Origin of the sequence: Kribbella sp. VKM Ac-2568 (assembly GCF_004345365.1) — a bacterium.
Taxonomy (GTDB): Bacteria; Actinomycetota; Actinomycetes; order Propionibacteriales; family Kribbellaceae; genus Kribbella; species Kribbella orskensis.
In genome coordinates, this window is record NZ_SLVF01000002.1 from 136,032 (window position 1) to 158,676 (window position 22,645).

Consider the following 22,645-nt stretch of genomic DNA (forward strand, 5'->3'; position numbering starts at 1 on the left):
TCAGCGAGCGTCCTCGTCGTTGTCATAGAAGGACGGCCGCTCCGGGTAGTGCGGCCCGTCGTAGATCTCCAGCAGGACAGAGGTCTCCTCCGCCAGCGTGGGTCCGTGCACCACGCCCTTGGGGTTCCAGTAGAAGCTGCCCTTGGTCAGGGTGGTCCCGGTCGGCAGGTACACGTACTGCCCGGACAGGCAGAACATGAACTGGTTCGACGCGTGCTGGTGGGCCGACGGGATCCCGGAGCCCTGCTCGAAGCGAACCAGCGCGATCGACGCCTCGGTCTCCTCGTCCCGCCAGAGCATCTTGTGGGACAACCCGGCCAGCGATTTCTCGGCCCAGTCCAGGTCCTCCGTCTGCAGCAACACCTCGCGCATGCGGTCGTCGAAGGCACTCATCAGTCCACCTCCCGAGGTACCGGCCGGCCGGTGATCCCGGTGTAGAGCTCTTCCGCCACACCGGGACCCATCGGGGCTACCGCCGCGATGTGCCCGTCGGGACGCACCAGTACTACGGTCTCGGCCGGTACGCCGTACCGGCTGGTTGCGATGCTGCCCGGGTCGAACAGCGAGCGGTCACGCAGGCCCGAGTCCAGCGGAGCGTCCCAGCGGGAGATCGCGTGGTGCTTCAGCGCCGGGGAGTCGTTCACGGGGATCTCCGGCCGCCGCCGTACGTCGGTGAAGTAGAGCGCGGCGAACGACTCGCGACAGAGCCCGTGGATCGTCTCCCGGCCCAGCGGACCGTGCAGCGCCAGGTCAGGAGCCCGGTCACCCGCCCGGACGGCGGGCGGCTCGGCGCTGGTCATCACCATCGACCAGTCCCCTTCACCGTCCACGTCCAGCCGTACTCCGAGCAGCGTCCGGGTGTAGGCGGTCGCCCAGTCGCTACCTGCCGCGGTCACCGCACCCCGCTGGTGCGACATGTACTTACGGGCCGCCTCGGCCATCTCGCCGGAGCCGTTGATGGCGACAGGTCGTTGCTCCTGCTCATAGCCGTCGAGCAGCGAGGGCTCGGCCCAGCCCCGCAGTACCCAGGCAAGCCGCCACGGAAGGTTCGACGCGTCCAGGGCACCGGTGTTGAGGCCGAGCGCCCACATCGGGGTGATCAGGTGCGCGGCGTCGCCCATCAGGAACACCTTGCGATCGGCGGACCAGTGGTCAGCCACCCGGTGGTGCACGTTGTAGACGACCGAGCCGACCAGCTCGATCCGATCCACCTCGCCGATGAACTGCTTGACCTTGACCAGCATGTCCTCGGCGCCGGGCTGCTCGGCCCCCTGCGCCAGCGGGAAGAGGAACCGCCAGCAGTCGGGCTGCCGGATCAGCACCATCCACTCGGACCGGTCCGCGAAGTAGGCCAGGTACGGGTAGTCGCGAGCGTTGGACACGTCCAGGTCCACCACGACGTCGATCAGCATGTACCGCTCGGGCAGCGTCTCGCCCGACACGGTCGCACCCAGCGCGTCACGGACCTTGCTCCGGCCGCCATCGCAGGCCAGCAAGTGCGACGCCTCGAGCTCCTGCACGCCGTCCGGGGTCTCGACCGTCAGCACGACGTGGTCGTCGACGAGCTCGAACGACTCCAACCGGTGCTCGGTCAGCACCGACCCACCGGCTCGCTCCAGCGCCGCGGCCAGGATCGGCTCCATGTGCTGCTGCGGCAGGTTGATGACGAAGGGGAACTGCGTGTCGTTCACGAGTTCGGCCAGCTGCACCGAGGCGCGCGGCGTGTTCGTGGCCCGGTCGATGTCGCCGATCTCGTCGATCCGCAGCGCCGCCGCCAGGATCTCCTCGACGCACCCGTACCGGTTCCAGATCTCCAGCGTCCGGGTCAGCGTCGTACCGGCCTTGGTGTCCGAGGAGAGCGTCGCGTCCTCCTCGAGCAGCACGAACGGTACGCCGTAGTGCGCAAGGCCGAGGGCCGTCGTCAGGCCGATCGGCCCGGCGCCCACGATGGCGACGGGTAGCTGGTGATCAGGCGACACTCAGCACTCCTCGAAGGTCTCTAGCCGGGCGAAAGCCCGTTCGCGGGTCAGCTGCGAACCGGTCATCGCAGCCGCGTCGGACAACAGGAACAGCAGTGGACCGACCACGTCCTCGGGATCGCCGATCCCGAGGGTGTCGCGCCAGTGCTCGAGGTCCGCGCCGATGTTCGCAGAGCGGAACTGCTCGGTGTCGATCACCCCCGGCGCGATCACGTTCACCCGGACCCGGTGCTCGGCCACCTCGGCGGCCAGGGTCCGGGCGAAAGCGCCGAGAGCGGCCTTGCTCGAGGCATACGCGGCAGCGCCCGGGAAGCCGGTCGAGGCCATCCCCGAGCTGAACACGATCACCGAGCCGCTGCGCCGGTCCACCATGTGCGGGACGACCGCCTGGCAGACCCAGACCACGCCGTCGAGGTTCACTTTCAGCGTCCGGGTCCATTCGGCCGGGTCGGTGTCGACCACCGACGCCCGGGGCTGCACTGCCGCGCCGGCGACCAGCCCGTCGATCCGCCCGTGCCGCTCGACCACGCTGCCGACGGCCTTGAGCACCGCCTCCCGGTCTGCGACGTCCACCTCGACGTACTCGACTCCGGGCACGCTCGCGCCAACCGAGATGTCGAACACGACCGCCGTACCGCCGCGCCGGGCGACCGCCGCGGCCAGGGCCGCGCCGATGCCGTGCGCGCCGCCGGTCACCACCACGACCTCGCCGGTCGCGTCGAAGCACACCTTCATGACGTCCCCTTCTGCCGGGAGGTCATCGTCTCGGTGATCCGCTGTACGGCGCCAGCCAGGTGGTTCCGGAGCGCCTGCTCGGCGGCGTCCGCGTCGCGGGCCACGCAGGCGTCGAGGATCGCCTGGTGCTCCTGCCGGTTCCGCTCGATCTGGAACGCGGTCTGCCGACTGCCGAACCGGTACCGCTCGCTGTTCTGCCAGACCGGCTCGATCGCCCGGGCCAGCCACTGCGAGCCGCCGGCCCGGTAGAGGGTGAAGTGGAAGTCCGCGTGTGCCTGTCGCGCGCCGACCGAGTCCTCGGACCGGGAGAGCAGGAGGAGCTCGCTCAGCGCCGCCTTCGCCTGCTGCGCGTCCGTCTCGCCGAAGTGCTCCGCGGCCGCCCGGACCGCCAGGCTCTCCAGCGCCAGCCGCGTCTCGTGGGTGTCGTGCAGGTCCTCGATCGACAGCTCGCGGACCCACGCACCGCGGTGCGGGATGATGTCGACCAGGCCGAGCGCCTCCAGCCGACGCAGGCCCTCCCGGACCGGCATCTGGCTCATGTCCAGCCGGTTCGCCAGCTCGACCAGCCGCAGCGGTGTGCCGCTCGGCAACTCCCCCGACAGGATCAGCTGGTGCAGCTCGGCCGCGGCCGTCTCGGCCAACGTACGGCGCCCGCCGCGTCCGCCGCCGGGCAGCAACTCCAGCCGGCCGCTCATGCGAGATCCTTGCGAACCAGCACGTTCCGCAGCTCGCCGAGCTTGTCCGACCGGGTGACGACCTCGTCGCCCTCGCGCAGGAACACCTGCGGCTCGCGGGCGTTGCCGATCCCGGCCGGCGTCCCGGTCAGCAGCAGATCCCCAGGCCGCAGGGTCATCCCGAAGGACAACTCGCTGATCAGGGTCGCTACGTCGTACGCCATCTGCTTGGTCGAGGCGTCCTGCATGACCTCGCCGTTCAGCAGGCACTGCAGCCGCACGTCCTGCGGATCGCCGAGCTCGTCGGCCGTCACGATCCACGGGCCGAGCGGCATCGTTTGGTCGATGTTCTTGCCCTTCAGCCACTGGCCGCCGTGCTGCCGCTGCAGGTCCCGTTGGGACACGTCGTTGGCCAGCGTGTAGCCCCAGACGTGGTCCAGCGCGTCCTCGACCGCGATGCTGCGACCGGCCTTGCCGATCACCAGCGCCATCTCCGCCTCGTAGTCCCACTTGGCCGAGATCGCCGGGTCGTACGCGATCTCGTCGTACGGGCCGATCACCACGTCCGGGCCCTTGGTGAAGAAGGTGGGGTGCTCGGGCCGATCGACGTCCTGGCCGTCGCGCTTGCCGCGGCTCTCCTCGAAGTGGTCCCAGTAGTTCCACCCGGTGCACAGCACGTCCCGGCGGAACCGCCGCAGCGGCGCCCGCAGTACGACGTCGGCCAGCGGCACCCTCGTCGCTCCGGCCAATTCGTCGCGCGCGGCATCCAGCCCAGAGGGTCCCGCCTCGATCACCGAGACCAGATCCGTCGCCGCCAGCAGGATGACGCCGTCCTGGTCCAGTAGGCCGACGCGCTCCCGCCCGGCGTGCTCCACGGTCACGAACTTCATCTCAGACCCACTCGACGCCGCGCACGGGATCCCCCACCCCGGGCATCACGGGATCACCGCGATCGCGCTGATCTCGATCAGGTAGTCCGGGTGCGCCAGCTTGCTGACCTCGACCATCGTCGAGGCCGGCAGCGGTTCGTGGAAGTACTGCGCGCGGACCTCGTGGATCTTGGCGAAGTCCTCCATGTTGCGGACGTACACGTCCACCCGGCAGACGTCGTCGAGCGTGCCGCCGGCCGCCTTGACCGCGGCCTGCACGTTCTCGCACACCTGCCGGGTCTGCTCGGTCACGTCGCCGACGCCGGCGATACTGCCGTCCGGCCGCCGCGCGGTCATCCCCGACACGAACACCAGCCGTCCGGTCGCCTCGATCGTGGTGGCCTGCGAGAACACCCCGTTCGGGGTCCGCAGCGCCTCACTCGTCAGTTGTTCCTTCGCCATCAGCCCAGCACCCCTCCCGTCGGGATGACGGCGCCGACCGCACGAGCGGCCTCCAGCAGTCCGTCCAGCCCCGACCTCTCGATCAGTACTCCGTGGCGCCGCTGGTGCTCGGCGCGCTCCGCCTCGATCTCCCCCGGCAGATGCAGCCGCTTCACCCCCGGCGCGGTGGCGCTCCCCCGGACCCGGTCCGCCAACGCCGACGACCGCTGCCGGAATCCCTCGGCGCCACCCAGCAACTCGGGGTCGATGGCAAGGAACAGGTGCGCGCAGTCGTTCGGCCGGTCCGGCTCGCGGTACAGCGGCCGCACCTGGTCACCCCAGCCACCACCGCTGAGCACCCCGGTCAGCACGTCGATCATCAGCGCCAGCCCGAACCCCTTGTGCCCGGCCGCCGGCAGCAACATCCCCAGTACCGCGGCCTCCGGATCCGTGGTCGGGAGTCCGGACGGATCGGTGGCCCAGGTCTCCGGGATCGGCCGCCCGGCCGACGCGGCCAGCCGGATCTTGCCCAGGGCAACAGCCGACAGCGCCATGTCGAGCACGATCTCCACGCCGGCCTCGGTCGGTACGGCGATCGCCAGCGGGTTGTTCCCGACGAGCCGCTCGGCCCCTCCTGGCGCCGGCATCAGCGGGGTTGTGTTCGACATCGCGATGCCGAGGCAGCCCGCCTGGGCCGCCTGGGTGGCCCACCGGCTCGCGGCGCCGAAGTGGTGCGCATTGCGGACCGAGACCAGGCCGATCCCGTACCGGCCGGCCCGCTCGATCGCGTGTCCCATCGCCTGCGGGCTGGACAGCTGACCCATCCCGCCGCGCGCGTCCACGACGAGCGCCGCACCCGCGTCGTGGACGATGTCCAACTCGTGTTCCCGGGTCACCCCGCCCGCGTTCAGGCGTTCGACGTACATCGGCACGAGCATCACGCCGTGCGAGCTGACGCCGCGCAGGTCGGCCTCGACCAGGGCTGCGGCGATCCGCCCCGCGTCGGCCGGCTCGAACCCGAGCGCGGTGAAGACGGCCGAGACGGTCGCCTCCAGCCAGGCGGGCCGGACCAACACGCGGCGGTCGGCGTCGGAGGCCGCCCCGGAGGCTTGGGTCGTCACCGGGTCTCCTGTGCCCACGGCAACAACTTTTGCTCCAGCAGCACGAGGCCGTAGAACAAGATGATGCTCATGATGCTGAGCAACGTGATGGCCGCGAAGGCCAGCGCCGTGTCGGCACTCTGACCCGAGCTCGAGATCACATAGCCGAGGCCGGCCTGGGCGCCGACGAACTCGGCGATCACGGAACCGATCACCGCGAGCGAGATCGCCACCTTCAGCCCGGTGAAGATCTGCGGCATCGCGTAGGTCAGCCGCAGCTTGAAGTACTCCTGCGACCGGCTGGCGTTCAGCGAGCGGAGCAGCTCGACCAGCTCGACCGGGGTCGACTTCATCCCGGTCGCGGTCGAGATGACGATGGGGAAGAAACAGACCAGCAGCACCATCACGACCTTCGGGAACATCCCGAAGCCCATCCAGACCACCAGCAGCGGCGCGATCGCGATCTTCGGGATCGCGTTCACGCCCAGCAGCAGCGGGTAGACGAGCCGCTCGAGGACCGCCGACCGGACGATCAGCAAGGCGATCGGAACGCCGACGACGATCGCGAGCAGGAATCCCCCCATCGTCTCCAGCAGCGAGACGCCGGTCTCCTTCAACAGGTAGCCGGGCTGTTCGAGGAAGGTCTCGACGACGTCGAGCGGGGACGGCAGGAGGAACGGCTCGATCGTGAAGACGACCGTTGCCGCCCACCACAGCCCGATCGCGGCGATCAGCCCGACGACGGGCAGCAGCACGGCCGCCGTACGGGAGGTGGTGAGCCAGGATCCCCTGCTGCTCATCGCCGCGCCTCGGGGACGTCCACCTGGTCGTGCGGGCGCTCGGCGAGCAGACCGTGCAGGTGGCCGCTGATCTGCGCCACGTCGGCGAGGTGGGCGTTCTGGCCGAGGCTGCGCGGCCGCGGGATGTCGATCTCGACGATCTCGCGCAACCGGCCGGGCCGCGGCGTCAGCACTGCCACCCGATCGGCCAGCACGACGGCCTCCTCGATCGAGTGGGTGACGAAGACGATGGTGGTCGCGAGCTCCATCTGGATCCGCTGCAGCTCTGCGGAAAGCTCGGTCCGGGTGAGCGCGTCGAGAGCCGAGAACGGCTCGTCCATCAGCATCACCTTGGGGCTGCGGATCAGCGACCGGCACAGCGACACCCGCTGCTGCATCCCGCCGGACAACTCGTGCGGGAGCCGGCGCTCGAACCCCTTCAACCCGACCAGGTCGAGGAGTTCGTGCGCGCGGTCCCGGTACTGCGACTTACTGCGTTCGGAGTCGCCGCCGGAGATCTCCACCGGCAGCATCACGTTCGAGATGACCGACCGCCAGGGCAGCAGCGCCGGTCGCTGGAACATGAAGGAGACGTCCCGGCGAGGTCCGGTGACGGGTTCCCCCGCCACCTCGACCCCGCCGTACGTCGGTGGCAGCAGCCCCGCGATCAGCCGGAGCAGCGTGGACTTGCCGCAGCCGGACCGGCCGATCAACGTGACGAACTCGTTCTGCCGGACGTGCAGGTCGATCCCGTCGAGAGCCTGTACCCGGCCCCCGCGTCCCTCGAAGACCTGCCCCACACCGTCCAGCCGGATCATGCTCAGCCCTTCGGCGCCAGGTCGATGCTCACCACGTCGGCCGGAGTGACAGAGCCCTTGGTCACCTGCTCTGCGTCGACCAGGGAGTCGATGATGCTCTGGACGCGGGCCGGGTTGACCTCGCCCAGCGCGCCGTTGAAGCCGTCCGGCTTCACGTACGGCTTCATCAACTGCAGTTCCTCGGTCGCCACCTGAAGGTCCGTGTTCGGCACGTACTTCTTCAGGATCGCGGCCGCCCCGGCCGGGTCGTCGATGGTGTCCTGCAGACCCTTGAGCAGCGCCCCGGTGAACTTCTTCACCTGGTCCGGGTGCTCCTTGGCCAGATCGGTCCGGGTGACGATCGCGTTCCCGTACAGGTCCGGCAGCTTCTCGCCGTACGGCAGCACGACGGCCTTGCGCTTCTTGCTGTCGGCCTTCTCGACCAGCGGCACGCCGACGACGAACTGACCGATCCCGTCCACCCGGCCGGCCGCCAGCAGTGCCGGCAGACCCGGAGGCGGCGAAGGCACGAACTTGGTGTCCTTCGCCGGGATCCCGACGGCCTTCGCGTACAGCGGGAACATCACCGTGTTGGTCGACCCCGGCTGGTCACCGATCCGCTTGCCCGGCAGGTCCTGCGGGGTCTTGATGGAGCCACCCTCGAGCGCGACGATCGCGGCCAGCGACCGCTGGTGGACCATCCCGACCGTGGTCACCGGGAGCTTCTGCTTGCCCAGCGTGATCACGGTCGCGGTGAAGTCACCGATGCCGTAGTCGGCCTGGCCGCCGGCGACGAGCTTGAGCACGTCGACGGTGCCGCTGCCCGGGTTGATGGTGACGTCGAAACCGGCGTCCTTGAAATAGCCCTTTTCCTTCGCGACATAGGCATAGGCCTCGCGGCCGAAAGTGTTGAACGAAGTCAGGTAGCTGACCTTCGTCAGTGATTCGTCCCCGTTCTGGCTGCCCGTGTCGCTGTCATTGCACGCGCTGACTCCAGCGAGTGCCATAACCGCCACCAGGGCGACGGCCGAACGTCTGAACCTCATACTTGGACCTCTCATCTCCGATATTTGATCAAACATCAAATATGGAAGGGTGGTCAATCGGCCCTCGGGGACTTCACAGTGTCTTTACGTCACCGTCCGGATCCCCTCAGAACCCGATTGCCGCCCGTCCTGGAGCCGTTTCCCCATGCCTGTCCGCACTCGGACGGGCATCCCGCCCCGACCACAGACCGTACCGGTATGGACAGCAGATCGCGACGTTCCTGAGGACACAACGTGTTCGCCTTAGGACAAATTTGTGTAAACCGGCGGTGTTCTGTGATCTCCGTCATGCAGGCGCTCTCCTCCTCCTCCTGGGAACCGCACCAGCCTCGGAACACACCAGTACGCCGTACTCCGGGTTGGCGGTCATGCCGCAGAGGGAGAGGGCTCCCCCAGCCGAGGGAACGGTCCGGACCGTCGGGCTGACAGGATGAACGGGTGGCGAACGTGCTGGTGCGCGGGTCGACGTACCTGCGCTGGGTCTACCTGCTGCTGGGTGCTGCCCTGGTGCTGGCGTTCATCCTGGTCGACAGCGCGCTGGTCTCCCTGGTGCAGGAGCTCGGCCTTCCTGTAGTACTGACCGGGATCCTGATCGCCGTCGTGGTGGTCGCCCCGCCCGTCGTACTGGGTGGGCTGCCGGCCGTCCGCGAGGTGGAGGGCATCGCCGTCGAGTCGTTGCTCGGCGTCCGGTTCGACGAGCAGCCGCTCGGCCCGGCCCGGACTTGGGCCCAGCGCCGCCGGACCACCACCTGGTTCTGCCTGCACCTGGTCGCGGGTGGATTCGTCGGCGTGATCAGCACCTTCGTCTTCGGCGTCGGCGCGGTGTTGCTCGCGGCCCCTTTCCGCTCACCCGGCTCCCACGAGGTGGTCCCAGGTATCGACTACCAGGTCCGAGGCAACTGGACCGATCTCTGGATGCCGCTCGCCTCGATCGTCGCGATCGCCCTAGTCTTCGTCCTGTCCGCCGCGATCGGAGCACTGCTCGCCTACACGGCCCCGCGGGTGCTCGGCCCGACCCCGGCCGAGCGGATCGAACTGCTCGAGCGGCGTACCGCGACACTTGCCGAGCGCAACCGTCTCGCCCGCGAGCTGCACGACAGCGTCGGCCACGCGCTCAGCCTCGTCACGATCCAGGCGGCTGCCGCGCGGCGCGTGCTCGCAACCGATCCTGCCTTCGCCGAGACCGCGCTGGCTGCGATGGAGACCTCGGCCCGCGCCGCGCTCGCGGACCTCGACCACGTGCTCGGCCTGCTCCGTGATGACCGCCGACCGGGGTCGCAGACCGCGCCGCAGGCCACCCTCGGCAACCTGACCCGGCTCGTCGAGGCGACCCGCGCGGGTGGGATCTCCGTCGAGGTCAAACGCACCGGTGACCTCGACGAGTTGCCCGCGGCGGTGTCCCGCGAGGCGTACCGGATCGTCCAGGAAGGTCTCACCAACGCGATCCGGCACGCCGGCCGGCCCGCTGACGAACTCACGGTCGACCTGTCGATCAACCTCGACAAGACCGGCCTGCTGCTTGAGCTGACCAACCCGGTCAGCGGCACCTCGGACCACTCGGGCGGCGGACGGGGGCTGGCCGGCATCCGCGAGAGGGTCGCCGTACTGCGCGGCACCGTCGAGGCGGGCCTGGTCGCGGACCGATGGAGACTCGCGGTGACCCTGCCTGTCGCCGTCACGACGAAAGGATGACAGTGCAGATTTCGGTGGTCGTAGTGGACGACGAGCCCCTGATCCGGAGCGGCCTGCGCGCCATCATCGACGCGGAGCCCGACCTGTCCGTGGTCGGCGAGGCGGGCGACGGCGCGGAGGTGCTCCCGGTGGTGCGGCGGACCCGGCCGGACGTAGTACTGATGGACGTCCGGATGCCCGCGGTCGACGGCATCCAGGCCACCCGGCTGCTGCTCGACGGGCTCGACCCGGCGCCACGCGTGCTGGTCGTCACCACCTTCGAGAACGACGACTACGTGTACGACGCGCTGCGGGCCGGGGCCTCGGGGTTCCTGCTGAAGCGGACTCCCCCGGACGACATCATCGCGGCGATCCGCACGGTCGCGGGGAGCGAGTCACTGCTGTTCCCGGAGGCGATCAGGTCGCTGGCGCTGGCCCACGCGCCGACGGACCAGCAACCGAGCGGACTGGAGCAGTACCAGTTGACCGATCGGGAGCAGGAGGTGCTGCGGTTGATGGCTCGCGGGCTGTCGAACGCGGAGATCGCCGCCGAACTCATCCTCGGGGTCCAGACGATCAAGACCCACGTGGCGAACCTGCTCGCCAAACTAGGCGCCCGGGACCGCACCCAGGCAGTCATCCTGGCCTACGAATCCGGCTTCGTCCCCCTGCACTGAGTCCTGAGCAGGCCGTCTCGAGCAGCTCAGGCCGCGGCCTGAGCTGGTCTGGGGCGTGGCCAGGCGATCAGGTTTCGGTGATGTCGATGGACTCGTCGGCGAGCTCGCAGGCGTTGTGGATCGGGTCGACCGCGTCGGCCTTCACCGCCACCCGCTGGAGCAGCATCCGGAAGATCAGCCGCTCACCCTCGTCGAGGCTGCCCAGCACGTCCCGCTCCGCCGCGGACAGCCGGCGTTCCAGGTCGCACAGAGTCTCCTTGCCCTGGTCCGTCGGCACGATCAGCCGGGCCCGGCGATCGGCCGGATCCGGCTGGCGCAGTACCAGGCCGGTCTTCTCCAGGTCGTCCAGCAGGTAGGTCATCACCGTCCGGTCGACGCCCAGCTGCGCGGCCAGGTCGAGCTGCCGCTTCGGTCCCTCGGCGTTCGTCGTCGCCAGCACCTGGTAGCCGCGGGGACCACCCGGGACGTCGTCCAGCGCGGCCGCGGCGGCCTTGGCGTACCGGCGGAAGACCACACCGAGCGCCCAACCGAGGTCGGCCTCGACAGAAGTCGCGGTCGCTCCCCCGCCGCGCGACTCGAACACAGAACTGGTCATGAAACCCATCGTACGGGGTCTATGCCACGGGAAATACGATCTGGCTTGAATATGTTCTGCTAGACAGACTATCTTCGTGGAAGCTCATCACGAGCCTCGCCCGAACTGTTCCTGAGAGGAATCACATGACCACCCTCCTTCGCGTCGACGCCAGCATCCGGGTCGACGGATCCGTCAGCCGCGCGCTCGCCGACAGCGCCGAGGCCACCTGGAAGGCGGAGCACCCGGACGGCGTCGTGGTCCGTCGCGATCTGGGTAAGCACCCGATCCCGTCCGATGTCTGGCCGGCGGTCATCTCGGCCAACATGGGTCTCGACGGCGGCCCGGACGCGGACCGCGCTGAAACCGCCGCGGCAGTGGCCCTGGCCAACGAACTGTCGAGCGAACTGAAGAACGCGGACACCGTGCTGCTCGCGGTACCGCTGTACAACTACGGCCTCTCCCAGCACGTGAAGACCTGGATCGATCTGCTGCTGGCCGACACCGAACTGGTCAGCGGCCCCGGCCCGGTCCAGGGCAGGCCGATCATCTTCACCCTGGCCCGTGGCGGCGGCTACGGCCCCGGCACTCCCCGCGAGGGCTGGGACCACGCCACGCCGTACCTGGAGCGCGTCTTCGGCGACATGTTCGGCATGGACGTCCGCCAGGCCGTCGCCGAGCTCACGCTGGCTCCGGTCACCCCGGCGATGGCCGAGCTGATCGACCAGTCCAAGGTCTCGGAGGAAGAGGCCCACTCCTCCGCCATGGAGCACGCGGCCGACGTCGCCCGCGCCCTGACCGAAGCCGCCGCCTGACCGTCAGCCCCTGCTGACGTCGTCTGTCGCAGCGGTTGGGCTTGACGAGAGGTCTGACAGTGCCGTGCTCGAGCCGGCGCCGTTCAGGCAGCTCGCCAGGCCGACAGCGTGACCGACAGCGTGACTTCCACAGGATCAGGCAGTACTGCGATCCGCTCCGTCAGCTCACCCGGCTCCGTGTGCCGCGCACTCGGCGTCATGGCGACCAGCCGCTCCACCGCTGGATGATCCAGCCGCATCACGGTTTCGACGACCTCGCTGCCGGTCCTCTCGAACGACCCGGCCAGCGACTCCGTCAACCGCCGTTCCTTCTCCTCATCCACCCGCACCATCCCCAGTACTGCGACCAGCTCCGCCAGGTGCGCCTGGTTCGGCGTCACCACGAGCAGGGAGCCGCCAGGTGCCAGCACCCGCGCCATCTCCTCGGCGTTGCGCGGAGCGAACACATTGAGAATCACCTGCGCGGCGTCGTCCCGCAGCGGGATCTCCCGCCACGCGTCACAGATCACCGACCCCACGCGTGGATGAACCTTCGCCGCCCGTCGGGCCGCATACCTCGACACGTCCAGCGCCAGGCCCCAGCGCTCACTCCCGTCCCCCACCACGCCCGCCAAGTAATATCCGGTCCCAGCCCCTACCTCGACGATCAGTTCCCTGTCGCTCGCAGTACCGAGCTCGGACAGGCGTTGGGCGGTGTGTGTTCTGAGGGCGTTCAGGATGGGGGTGTAGTGGCCGGTGGACAGGAAGGTGGTGCGGGCTTCGATCATCGAGGCCGAGTCGCCCTCGATGCCGGTTGATGCTGAGGGCAACAGGTTGAGATAGCCCTGTTTCGCCAGGTCGTAGGAGTGCCCGCGTGGGCAGCTCGCGGTACGGGCGGTCAGTCCGAGGGGGTCGCCGCAGACGGGACAGCGCAGGGCGGAGACCAGGTCGGGGTGCACCCGGCGAGGTTATCCGTTGATGTCGCGGCTGGTCAGGCGTGCCCAGGCGGCCGCGTAGAAGACGGCCAGGTAGGCAGCCTGGATCCACAGGTTCCGCACGATCGCGTCCCAGTACGGCGGGTCGCGGAGCAGGTCGGCGAACGAGGTCCAGCCGTACATCAGCAGCCACGGGTGGATCACGTCGATCTGCGGGATCGCGCCGAGGATGCCGAGCACGATGAACGCGCCGAAGGTCGCCGCCATCGCGGCCAGCGGGGTCGAGGTCAGCGACGACACGAACAGGCCGATCCCTGCGAGCCCGAGCAGCGACAGCGCGATCAGGATCGCGATCCCGAAGGCGCGCAACAGGCCGTCGGCCAGCGACACCGTCGTACCGGACAGCAGGACGACGTCGCCCACCGGGAACAGCACCACGCCCGCGATCAGGCCGGACAGCCAGATCACCATCGTCGCGGTCAAGCAGAACACGGCCAGCGCGACCATTTTCGCCGCCAGCAGGCGGGAGCGTCCGGCCGGTGCGGTCAGCATGTTCCGCAGGGTGCCGAGGCTGGCCTCGCCTGCGAGCGACTCCCCCGACACGACCGTCACCGCGGTCGGCAGGAAGAACGGCAACGACAGCGCCAGGCTCGCGACGATCAGGAAGAACCCGTTGCCGGCCACCTGTCCGATGAAGCCCTCGGTACCGCCTTCTGAGCCGGACAACCTGATCGCCACTCCGACCAGTACCGGCACTCCCGCCAGCACAGCCAAGGTCACCCAGGTCCGCGCTCGGCCGAACACGAGATGCAACTCCGAAGCGAACAACGCCACCGCATGCCGCCCAGCACTCGGCCGCGCCGGAAGAGGGCGGGTCACAGTCGTGGCGGTTTCACTCGGCGACATCGAAGCCTTCTCCGGTCAGGGCTACGAAGGCGTCTTCGAGGCTCGGGTGTTGGAGCCCGAAGGCGTGGATGCGGACGTCGGCGGCGACGAGCGCTGCTGCGAGCTTGTCGATCGGAAGCTCGCCGGGATCACCTTCGACGACATCGTCCTGCCTGCGGACGTCGGTCAGGCCGAGACTGGTCAGTGTTTTCTCGGCCTGCTGCGGATCCGGAGTACGAACAACCAGGCGCGGCCTCAACTCGGAGCGGAGGTCGGCCATGGTGGACTGCCGGACGATCCGGCCCCGGCTCATCACCGCGGCGTGGGTGCAGAGCTGTTCGACCTCGGCCAGCAGGTGGGTCGAGGTGAAGATGGTGGTCCCGTCGCCGGCCAGTTCGCGGATCAGGTTGCGGACCTCACGGGTGCCCTGCGGGTCCAGACCGTTGGTCGGCTCGTCGAGCACCAGCAGCTCGCGCCGCTGCATCAACGCGACGGCAATCGCCAGGCGTTGACGCATGCCGAGCGAGTACGCCCGGACCTTCTTGCCTGAGGCGTTCGACAACCCGACCCGCTCGAGCGCCTCGCCCGCGCGGGCCTTCCGGGTGCGCGGATCGGCGGTGCGGTCGGCGGCATCGAAGCGGAGCAGATTCGCCTGCCCGGTCCAGAACGGGTAGAACGCCGGCCCTTCGACCAGCGCGCCCACGCGGGGAAGCACGGACAGCTGAGCCTTCGGCATCGGCTCCCCGAGCAACTGCACGGATCCCGAGGTCGGCGTGATCAGCCCCAGCAGCATCCGGATCGTCGTCGTCTTCCCCGACCCGTTCGGCCCCAGAAACCCGAAGATGCTCCCCGCCGGCACCTCCAGATCAATCGCATCCACAGCCACCTGCCCACCCCGGAACCGCTTGGTCAGCCCCCGAGTAACCACCGGCATCTCAACCCCGCCCGTCCCACCACCCGCCGCGACCAACCCAGCCGAGCCACCGGCCCGAGGCTCCCGCCCAGGACTCTCAGCACGCTCTGGTCGGGCAGTGCGTTCCGGTGGTGCAGCAGGTGCTCCTGCCGGTTGTGCAGGAGCTGCTCCCGCCACGCGACCGGCACCGGGAGAGGATTCGGCAGGAGCCGCGTTCGATGCACCGACCGACTCCCCGGCAGCAGCCGCGCTACCTGCGCCGGATGCCAGCTCGGAGTCGCCGGGGGCAGGGGTGTTGGCGCCCGTGGGGTCGGGTGTCATGGGTGAGAGGTCGGCGGGGTCAGCGGGGTGCCTTGGCGGCGGCTGCCTGGAGGGTGTCCGGGGTGACCAGGCCGATGAAGATCCGGCCGTCGTCGGTGATCAGGGCGCTGACCATCTTGGTGGTCAGGACCTTGCCCGAACCCCAGCTGCCGTGGACCGTCGGAGCCTTCGCCAGCAACTGGTCCAGCGGGCCGTTCCCAGCGACCGGCACCTGTCCACGCACCATCACCACGCTGTCCCAGCCCTGCCCGATCACCGTGGGGTGGTCGCGGCCGGACCGCTCCGGCTTGGTGGGAGTGCTCTTCTTCGGCGTCGCAGGCGGCGTCACCTGCTTGTCCGGCGCGGCAGGAACCGTCTTCTCCGTCACCTTCACACCCTTCGGCGGGGTGAACGCGAAGGTGCTCGCAGCCGGTACGTCGAACGACACCGACGAGAAGCCCAGCTGGACCGCCGGGTCCTTGCCGGTCCGCGGCATCACCGTCACCTGCAGCGGAATCCAGGTCTTCGAGTCGACCGCCAGCGTCACCGAGCCGACCGTGGTCTTGTCCGTCCGCGGGATCAGCCGCAGCTTGTACGCGTCGCGGCCGGCCACACTCTCCGTGCCGCTGACCTCGACCTTGGTGGACGGGTCGATCGCGGCGAGGAACTTCTTCGCGGCGGCCTGCGGGTCGTACGTCTCCTTCTCCGGGGCGACCTCCGGCTTGGCCGGGCGCGCGGGAAGGTTGATCTTGGCAGCCTCGCGCCGGGACGAGTCGTAGACCCAGGCGGTCTTGCCGTCGGTGGTGAGCACTCGCTCGGCCATGTCGTCGAGCACCGAGACGCGGGCCTTGTCCGGTCCGGCGAAGGCGACGCGCGCAGTGTGGTCACCGGTCAGCAGGTCGAGGAACTGGTTGGCCTCGGGTGCCATCCCGGGCAACGCCGGCAGACCAAGGTCCGTCGACGACGTCACGGTGCCGGACAGACCGTCCACCTTCGCGGTCTGCACCTTCGCGAGCAGGTCCTGCGCTGTGATCCCGGGCAGATCCGGAGAGGCGTCGGCGACGACCGGCCCGAGCGCCCCCACGCCTGCAACCACCGCGACTGCCGTGACCGGCACCAACCACCGTCGACTGCGCTGCGCTACACCCATGCTTATAAGACTCGCACTGCCGACACCGCGAACCAAGGCCCTCAGGGTCCGTTCACCCAAAAGAGTGACCCCGTACTACGACGTCCGCGGTACTCCGGACCAGCGGGGTACCGCGGACGTCGTGACAGTACGTAGCGGCGGCCAGATCAGCGTCTCTGCACCGTGATCAGCGGCTCACCAGGGGGTCAGCGGCTCTGGAGGGCGTCCAGGGCCACCGTCATCGCCGCCGCGGCCCGGAAATCGAGCCGCGGATCCGACACTTTGACGTGGTACCGGTCCCGCATCGAGATCTTCCGCTCGACCGACATCACATGCTGACCGGAGCTGCGGTCGGTGAAGTCGAAGTGGAAGATGAAGGGCAGCGGGATCTCCCCGACGAACGGGACGAAGTCCCAGATCCGCCGGACGATCGCGATGGTCTGGTTCCGCTCGGTGCCGTCCGCCTGGATGCCGTCCGTGGCGAGCTGCCAGCTGGACCGCAGCAGGCTTTTGCCGAACTCCTTCTTGAACCAGCCGATCGTCTGGCCGTTCGCGTCGAACACGTCGTACCCCGAGCCCAGGTCGAGCCGCTTGCGCGCCTTGAACGAGAACACCACCCGCGACTTGGTGTCGTCGGTGTAGAAGGTGACCTCTTCCTTGAACGCCATCCGCTTCTGCTGCGCGAACGCGAGCAGCGGCCCGTCGGTGCCGTCCGGGTTGGTGGCGATCAGCTCGTACTTGTTCGCCATCATCGTGATCCGCTGCATCATCGAGAACGCGGGCACGTACATGGGTGCTTGGCCTTGCGGTGGAACGGTCATGCGGAGGAGTGTGACACCTCTCCGAGTCCATCCGAACCCTTCACTGAGACTCCACACGCCAGTCCGCCCAGGAACACCCCGCGCGCGAGCCCTTCGGTGATCTCCGTGGGCTCTATGACTTCCACAACGATCTCGGAAACACCCTGCGGCGCCAGATCCCTCGCGACCTCGACACCAAGCTCCACAGCCTCGTCAGCAGTCCGCGCGGGCCGCCACAACACCCCGAAGTCAGCAGCCGGCTTCTCAGCCCCCACCCGTACTACGAGCCCGTCCGCCCGCCGCAAGTACTCCGCTCCGTCCGCGCCATCAACCACAGCCAGGTATACCGACTGCTCACCAGCTACAGCCCGTACTGCGGACCCGGCGCGCGCGGCGTCCTCGGCGATCACGGCTGAAGGTTGCTCGCCTGGTAGGCCGCGACTCCCCCATGCCTCCTGGTGCACGGCCCAAGAGAGTGGTCGCCGAGCAGCCCAGCCCGACCTCACCAACTCAGGCGTCCCGGCGAACTCCTCGACATGCCCGACACACAGGTAGCCCACCAACTCCACGTGCCCTGGCAGATCCAGGACCGCAGCCACCTCTCCGGGCTCGAAGAACGACACCCAGCCGACTCCCAGACCTTCAGCCCGCGCCGTGAGCCACAGGTTCTGAATCGCGATCGCCACCGAGAACCAGGTGGTGCGCGGGTCCGCGTGCCGGCCGAGCACGTGCCGGCCGCCGCGTCCTGCGTCGCAGGTGACGGCGATGTTCAGCGGTGTGTCGAGGATCGCCTCGATCTTCAGCCCGTCGAAGGCGGACCGCCGCCCAGCAGGCAGCGACGCCGCAAACGCGTCCCGCTGAGCCGTGGCCAGGTCGTGCACCTTCCGGCGAGTCGCGATGTCGCGGATCAGTACGAAGTCCCAGGGCTGGCTCAATCCCACACTCGGCGCGCGATGTGCCGACTCCAGCACTCTGGTGAGCAGGTCGTCCGCGATCGGCCGGTCAAGGAAGCCCCGCCGCACGTCACGTCGCTCGGCCAGCACCCGGTGCACGACATCGCGATCCCCCACCGCATAGCCCGGAGCAGCCGGCACCTGCTGCTCCGGGAGCCTCCCGACGGCCACTGTTGCTCGTGCGGACCGCTGCTTCGGTACGAGTAGTTCCGCGCCGCTCAGGATCACCGCGGCTTCGGCGACGCTCGTAGTACCGGCTAGTCGGTCGACGTGGTCGCTGGGAGTGGGCACGGGTTGTTGCGACAGCTCTAGTGCCGTTGCTGTGAACAGGGAGGCGCCTAGGGACGCGACTAGCCGCTGTAGACCCGGCTCAGCTTCGCGGCCGTCCACGGTGACCACCTGCGTGACGTCACGTGGCTCGAGCCCGGCCAGCGCGGCGTCCAGCAGGTCCCGGAGCTCCCTGTACGACGTACCGGTGCGCAGGCCGATCCCTACGACCAGGCTCACTTCTCCAACCCCGCATGAACCCGGGCCGCGGCCACGAACCTCGCCGGCACCTCAGGAGTCGCCGTCCAGTGCAGATGCAGGTACGACGCGTGGACGCGCCCGCGGCTGAGTCCTTCCTGCTTGCCGCCCGGGAGATACCAGGCGGAGGTCCAGTCGTGATCATCGTCGAGGTGCACAGCCGTGCGGTGGAACTCGTGACCGCGGACCCGGCGGCCCTCGTCGAAGAAGGCCGTGGTGTTCGCGGCGACAGCAGTGCGGTAGCCCAGCGCCAGGTTGCTTGTCATCTGTGCGGTTGCCGGCAGGACGCCTGTCATCTGGTGGCCATCGAGCTCCCGGCAGAGGTAGAGGAGTCCGGCGCACTCGGCGATGACCGGCAGCCCAGCGGCGACCTCGCTGGCGACCCGCTCACGGAGTACTGCGTTGTCGGACAGGGCCTCGGCATGCATCTCGGGGAACCCGCCGCCGAGGTAGAGCGCAGAAGTGGCCTCGGGCAAAGACTCGTGGAGCGGGTCGAAGGTCACCACTTCGGCACCGGCGGCGACTAGCAGCTCGGCCGTCTCGGTGTACCGGAACGAAAACACCGGCCCACCTGCCATCGCAATCACAGGGGGTCGCCCCTCCTGCGCCGGGGTCACTTCGGCTGATGGATCCCAGGCGGTGACCTCGATGGGGGCGGCAGCGCGTGCTGCGGCGACGAACGCCTGCAGGTCGACGCCTTGGCGGACTAGTTCCGCGGCGGCGTCGACTGCCGCTTCGGCCTGCTCCCGTTGTTCGTCCGCCGGGATCAGCCCGAGGTGGCGGCTCGGCACGGTCAGGCGGGTGTCGCGCCGCAGTACGCCCAGCACTGGTACACCGGTTGGGGCGACGCCTGCCCTCACCTCGGCCTCGTGCCGATCGGAGCCGACCTTGTTCAGGATCACTCCGACGATCCGCACGCCGGTGTCGAAGGCGACGAATCCCTGAACGACGGCTCCGACACTGCGACCTGCGGCAGAAGCGTCGACGACCAGCACGACAGGGGCTTCGAGCAACTTCGAGACGTGCGCGGTGGACGCGTAGCCCTCGGTGCCCAACGCACCGTCGTACAGGCCCATCACACCTTCGACCACGGCGATGTCCGCGCCGGCAGATCCGTGCGCGAACAGTGGAGCAACCCGCTCCTCGCCGGACAGCATCGGATCGAGGTTCCGCCCGGGCCGACCGGTCGCCACGGCATGGAAACCGGGGTCGATGTAGTCGGGTCCGACCTTGAACCCCGCGACAGTGTGACCAGCGCGCCGCAACGCCGCCATCAACCCGACGGCGACAGTGGTCTTCCCCGCACCAGAAGAAGGCGCGGCAACCACGATCCGCGGAAGCAGCCGCGCCGGGTCTGTCACCACTCGATGCCCTTCTGGCCCTTCTGGCCGGCGTCCATGGGGTGCTTGACCTTGGTCATCTCGGTGACCAGGTCGGCGGCTTCGAGCAGTCGTTGATCCGCGTTCCGGCCGGTGATCACGACGTACTGGTGACCCGGGCGGGAGGTCAGCGTCTCGACCACCTCGTCGACGTCGACCCAGCCCCACTTCATCGGGTAGGTGAACTCGTCCAGCACGTAGAGATCGTGCGTCTCGGCCGCGATCCGGCGCTGGATCTCGCGCCAGCCCTCGAGCGCGTCCGCGGCGTGGTCCTCCTCGGTGCCGGCCTTGCGCGACCAGCTCCAGCCCTCGCCCATCTTGTGCCACTCGACCGGCCCACCCTGACCGGTCGACTCGTGCACCTGCCCGAGCGCCTTGAACGCGCTCTCCTCGCCGACCTTCCACTTCGCGCTCTTGACGAACTGGAAGACCCCGATGTTCCAGCCCTGGTTCCAGCCGCGCAGCGCCATCCCGAAGGCCGCGGTCGACTTCCCCTTCATCTCCCCGGTGTGCACCATCAGCAGCGGCCGGTTGCGGCGCTGCCGGGTGGTCAGCCCGTCCTGCGGTACGACGCTCGGCTGTCCCTGTGGCATCAGGCGGCCCTCCGATCGGTGACGGCGCGCACCAGGTTGCCCGCGGCAACTTCGCCGAGATCGAGGTACTCCGCGCCGAGGTCGGCAGCCAGCTCCGCCGCGAGGCCCAGCCTGACTCCCCTGCGTGGCTCGCAGTCCACCACGACCGACGCGATTCCCTGCTGCCCGATCCAGCCGGCGGCCTGCCGCGCCTTGGCGAACGCCTGGTTCCCGGAGGTCGCCCGGCCGTCGGTGACGAGCACCAGCAAGGGCCGTCTGCGAGGGTCGCGGATCGCGGCGATTCGCAGTACCTCGGAGGCTTGCAGGAGGCCTTCGGCCAGCGGGGTGCGACCACCTGTCGGCAAGGATTCCAAGCGCCGTACTGCGGTCTCGACGCTGCCGGTCGGCGGCAGAGCGACGGTGGCGTCGGCGCCCGCGAAGGTGACCAGGCCGACAGTGTCGCGGCGTTGGTAGGCGTCGAGGAGCAGGGACACGATCGCGGTCTTTACCTCACCCATCCGCTTCTTCGTGCCCATCGAGCCGGAGGCGTCCACGCAGAACAACACGAGGTTGCCTTCGCGGCCTTCGCGGACTGCCAGCCGTACGTCGGAGGTCCGCACCGCGAGGCCCGGTCCGGAACGGCCGCGGGCGTACTGGTGCGGCGCGGCCGAGCGAATCGTCGCGAGCAGGTGCGGGCGACCGGACTCCCGGCCGACGCGAGCACGGTCGCCGACGACGCGGCCGACCTCGGTCATCGCCCGGGACCGGCGACCGGCGACACCGGCACCTGCGGCCTGGACGCTCAGCAGGCGGGCCTTGTAGGGCTCGGAACTCCCCGCGACCTGGCCGCTCGGAGCCGGACCGGGAGCGCTCTCCGCGTTCTCGTTCGGCTCTCCGGAGGGCTCAGCCTGCTCACCACTGTCGTTCTGGCCGCCGTCGTTCTGAACGTCGTCCGGGCTCCCGCCACCATCCGGGCCGCCACCATCGGGGTCGTCGTCGGGGTCTGGTTCGGGCGGGGTGCTGTCGGTGATCGCCTGCTCGAGTTGCTCGTCGTCCAGACCGGGGGCGTCGAAGGGGTTGCGGCGCTTGCGGTGCGGCAGCGCGAGCTTCGCCGCGGCGCGGACGTCCTCCACCTCGACCACGGTCCGGCCGAACCAGGCCGCGTGCGCGACCGCAGTACGGGCCGTGACCAGGTCTGCCCGCATGCCGTCCACGTCGAACGAGGCGCAGATCTCGGCGATCTGCCGGAGCGCGGAGTCAGTCAGGATCACGTCGGGCAGCAACGACTTCGCCTTCAGGATCCGCTCGGCCAGTTCGCGCTGCGCGCTGTCGTACCGGCGGACGAACGCGGCCGGATCCGCCTCGTAGGTCAGCCGCGCGCGCATCACCTCGACCCGTACCGCGGGGTCCCGGCTGGCGACCACGTCGACGGTCAGGCCGAACCGGTCGAGCAACTGCGGCCGGAGCTCGCCTTCCTCGGGGTTCATCGTGCCCACCAGCACGAACCGCGCCGGGTGGGTGATCGAGACCCCGTCCCGCTCGACGGTCGCCTGGCCCATCGCCGCGGCATCCAGCAGTACGTCGACCAGGTGGTCGTGCAGCAGGTTGACCTCGTCGACGTACAGGATTCCGCGATGCGCGGCGGCGAGCAGGCCGGGCTCGTAGACCGTGACACCCTCGGAGAGCGCTCGCTCGAGGTGCAACGACCCGAGCACCCGGTCCTCGGTGGCTCCAACAGGCAACTCGACCAGCCGCGCCGCACGAGAGATGCCGTCGGTGGTCGTGTGCGGGCCGTCGGGGCAATGGGGGTTTGGGGCGGTCGGGTCGCAGGAGAAGCGGCAGGCGTCCACCACCTCGACGGGCGGCAGGATTTCGGTCAGGGCACGGACAGCGGTCGACTTGGCCGTGCCCTTCTCACCGCGGATCAGCACCCCGCCGATCGCCGGCGACACCGCCGCCAGGATCAACGCGAGCTGCAGGTCCCGCATCCCGACAACAGCCGTGAACGGAAACCCCGTCGACACGGCGGAGCCCTGGATGGGGATGGGGTGGTTGGGTGGAGCTGACCGCATCGGCGGTGAATCCCTTCGTCCTGCGGGTGTCCACGCCCGCCTCGGC

The 22,645-nt window shown here is 69.3% G+C and carries 23 protein-coding genes; 3 read left to right on the plus strand and 20 right to left on the minus strand.

Features of this window, described 5'->3' with window-relative positions:
• From EV648_RS04520 to EV648_RS04565, 10 genes are read right to left on the minus strand one after another with little or no spacing between them, the layout of a single operon-like run.
• Complete coding sequence (locus EV648_RS04520; protein ID WP_132285303.1) at positions 1-393, minus strand: cupin domain-containing protein; 393 nt, start codon at positions 391-393, stop codon at positions 1-3.
• On the minus strand, positions 393-1,979 hold the full coding sequence (locus EV648_RS04525) for an FAD-dependent monooxygenase (RefSeq protein ID WP_132285305.1): 1,587 nt from the start codon (positions 1,977-1,979) through the stop codon (positions 393-395). The genes EV648_RS04520 and EV648_RS04525 overlap by 1 nt, the downstream gene beginning before the upstream one ends.
• Entirely contained in the window at positions 1,980-2,714 is a 735-nt protein-coding gene (locus tag EV648_RS04530; RefSeq protein WP_132285307.1) for an SDR family NAD(P)-dependent oxidoreductase, read from the minus strand.
• The gene (locus tag EV648_RS04535; RefSeq protein WP_132285309.1) at positions 2,711-3,409 is read right to left on the minus strand and encodes a GntR family transcriptional regulator; all 699 of its coding nucleotides are present in this window, start codon (positions 3,407-3,409) and stop codon (positions 2,711-2,713) included. Before EV648_RS04535 ends, EV648_RS04530 begins: the two co-directional genes overlap by 4 nt.
• Positions 3,406-4,278 (minus strand): fumarylacetoacetate hydrolase family protein, encoded by an 873-nt coding sequence (locus tag EV648_RS04540; protein WP_132285311.1) that lies wholly within the window; start codon positions 4,276-4,278, stop codon positions 3,406-3,408. Before EV648_RS04540 ends, EV648_RS04535 begins: the two co-directional genes overlap by 4 nt.
• A 45-nt stretch (positions 4,279-4,323) precedes the next feature.
• Positions 4,324-4,719: a RidA family protein gene (locus EV648_RS04545; RefSeq protein ID WP_132285313.1), complete on the minus strand. Its 396-nt coding sequence runs from the start codon at positions 4,717-4,719 to the stop codon at positions 4,324-4,326.
• Positions 4,719-5,819: an Ldh family oxidoreductase gene (locus EV648_RS04550; protein WP_132285315.1), complete on the minus strand. Its 1,101-nt coding sequence runs from the start codon at positions 5,817-5,819 to the stop codon at positions 4,719-4,721. The genes EV648_RS04545 and EV648_RS04550 overlap by 1 nt, the downstream gene beginning before the upstream one ends.
• Entirely contained in the window at positions 5,816-6,598 is a 783-nt protein-coding gene (locus EV648_RS04555; protein WP_132285317.1) for an ABC transporter permease, read from the minus strand. Before EV648_RS04555 ends, EV648_RS04550 begins: the two co-directional genes overlap by 4 nt.
• Positions 6,595-7,395 (minus strand): ABC transporter ATP-binding protein, encoded by an 801-nt coding sequence (locus tag EV648_RS04560; protein WP_132188256.1) that lies wholly within the window; start codon positions 7,393-7,395, stop codon positions 6,595-6,597. The genes EV648_RS04555 and EV648_RS04560 overlap by 4 nt, the downstream gene beginning before the upstream one ends.
• A gap of 2 nt (positions 7,396-7,397) precedes the next feature.
• Entirely contained in the window at positions 7,398-8,420 is a 1,023-nt protein-coding gene (locus EV648_RS04565; protein ID WP_132285318.1) for an ABC transporter substrate-binding protein, read from the minus strand.
• Between the two features lie 438 nt (positions 8,421-8,858).
• Between EV648_RS04565 and EV648_RS04570 the strand changes: the two genes are divergently transcribed.
• Complete coding sequence (locus tag EV648_RS04570; RefSeq protein WP_132285319.1) at positions 8,859-10,112, plus strand: sensor histidine kinase; 1,254 nt, start codon at positions 8,859-8,861, stop codon at positions 10,110-10,112.
• Positions 10,109-10,768, plus strand: a complete 660-nt coding sequence (locus tag EV648_RS04575; RefSeq protein ID WP_132188253.1) for a response regulator transcription factor — start codon at positions 10,109-10,111, stop codon at positions 10,766-10,768. The genes EV648_RS04570 and EV648_RS04575 overlap by 4 nt, the downstream gene beginning before the upstream one ends.
• A gap of 67 nt (positions 10,769-10,835) precedes the next feature.
• On the opposite strand, the gene EV648_RS04580 is transcribed toward EV648_RS04575, so the two are convergent.
• The gene (locus EV648_RS04580; RefSeq protein ID WP_241994889.1) at positions 10,836-11,363 is read right to left on the minus strand and encodes a MarR family winged helix-turn-helix transcriptional regulator; all 528 of its coding nucleotides are present in this window, start codon (positions 11,361-11,363) and stop codon (positions 10,836-10,838) included.
• Positions 11,364-11,488: 125 nt separating this feature from the next.
• On the opposite strand from EV648_RS04580, the gene EV648_RS04585 reads away from it, so the two are divergent.
• Complete coding sequence (locus tag EV648_RS04585) at positions 11,489-12,157, plus strand: FMN-dependent NADH-azoreductase (protein WP_132285323.1); 669 nt, start codon at positions 11,489-11,491, stop codon at positions 12,155-12,157.
• An 83-nt stretch (positions 12,158-12,240) separates the two neighbouring features.
• Here the strand turns inward: EV648_RS04585 and EV648_RS04590 are convergent, their stop codons facing one another.
• The 9 genes from EV648_RS04590 to EV648_RS04630 form a co-directional block, all read right to left on the minus strand.
• Positions 12,241-13,095 (minus strand): putative RNA methyltransferase, encoded by an 855-nt coding sequence (locus tag EV648_RS04590; RefSeq protein WP_132285325.1) that lies wholly within the window; start codon positions 13,093-13,095, stop codon positions 12,241-12,243.
• Positions 13,096-13,104: 9 nt separating this feature from the next.
• Positions 13,105-13,905, minus strand: a complete 801-nt coding sequence (locus EV648_RS04595) for an ABC transporter permease (RefSeq protein ID WP_241994890.1) — start codon at positions 13,903-13,905, stop codon at positions 13,105-13,107.
• Between the two features lie 58 nt (positions 13,906-13,963).
• A complete protein-coding gene (locus EV648_RS04600; protein ID WP_241994891.1) occupies positions 13,964-14,842 on the minus strand; it encodes an ABC transporter ATP-binding protein in 879 nt (292 codons plus the stop codon).
• 367 nt (positions 14,843-15,209) lie between these two features.
• The gene (locus EV648_RS04605; RefSeq protein WP_132285327.1) at positions 15,210-16,319 is read right to left on the minus strand and encodes an outer membrane lipoprotein carrier protein LolA; all 1,110 of its coding nucleotides are present in this window, start codon (positions 16,317-16,319) and stop codon (positions 15,210-15,212) included.
• A 185-nt stretch (positions 16,320-16,504) separates the two neighbouring features.
• On the minus strand, positions 16,505-17,119 hold the full coding sequence (locus EV648_RS04610; RefSeq protein WP_241994892.1) for a hypothetical protein: 615 nt from the start codon (positions 17,117-17,119) through the stop codon (positions 16,505-16,507).
• Positions 17,116-18,558: a 5,6-dimethylbenzimidazole synthase gene (bluB, locus tag EV648_RS04615; protein ID WP_132285329.1), complete on the minus strand. Its 1,443-nt coding sequence runs from the start codon at positions 18,556-18,558 to the stop codon at positions 17,116-17,118. The genes EV648_RS04610 and bluB overlap by 4 nt, the downstream gene beginning before the upstream one ends.
• Positions 18,555-19,937, minus strand: a complete 1,383-nt coding sequence (locus tag EV648_RS04620; protein WP_241994893.1) for a cobyrinate a,c-diamide synthase — start codon at positions 19,935-19,937, stop codon at positions 18,555-18,557. The genes bluB and EV648_RS04620 overlap by 4 nt, the downstream gene beginning before the upstream one ends.
• Positions 19,934-20,548 carry a cob(I)yrinic acid a,c-diamide adenosyltransferase gene (gene cobO, locus EV648_RS04625; protein ID WP_132285331.1) on the minus strand — a complete coding sequence of 205 codons (615 nt, stop codon included), beginning with the start codon at positions 20,546-20,548 and terminating at the stop codon, positions 19,934-19,936. Before cobO ends, EV648_RS04620 begins: the two co-directional genes overlap by 4 nt.
• Positions 20,548-22,551 (minus strand): putative cobaltochelatase, encoded by a 2,004-nt coding sequence (locus EV648_RS04630; RefSeq protein WP_241994894.1) that lies wholly within the window; start codon positions 22,549-22,551, stop codon positions 20,548-20,550. Before EV648_RS04630 ends, cobO begins: the two co-directional genes overlap by 1 nt.
• Positions 22,552-22,645 lie beyond the last annotated feature (94 nt).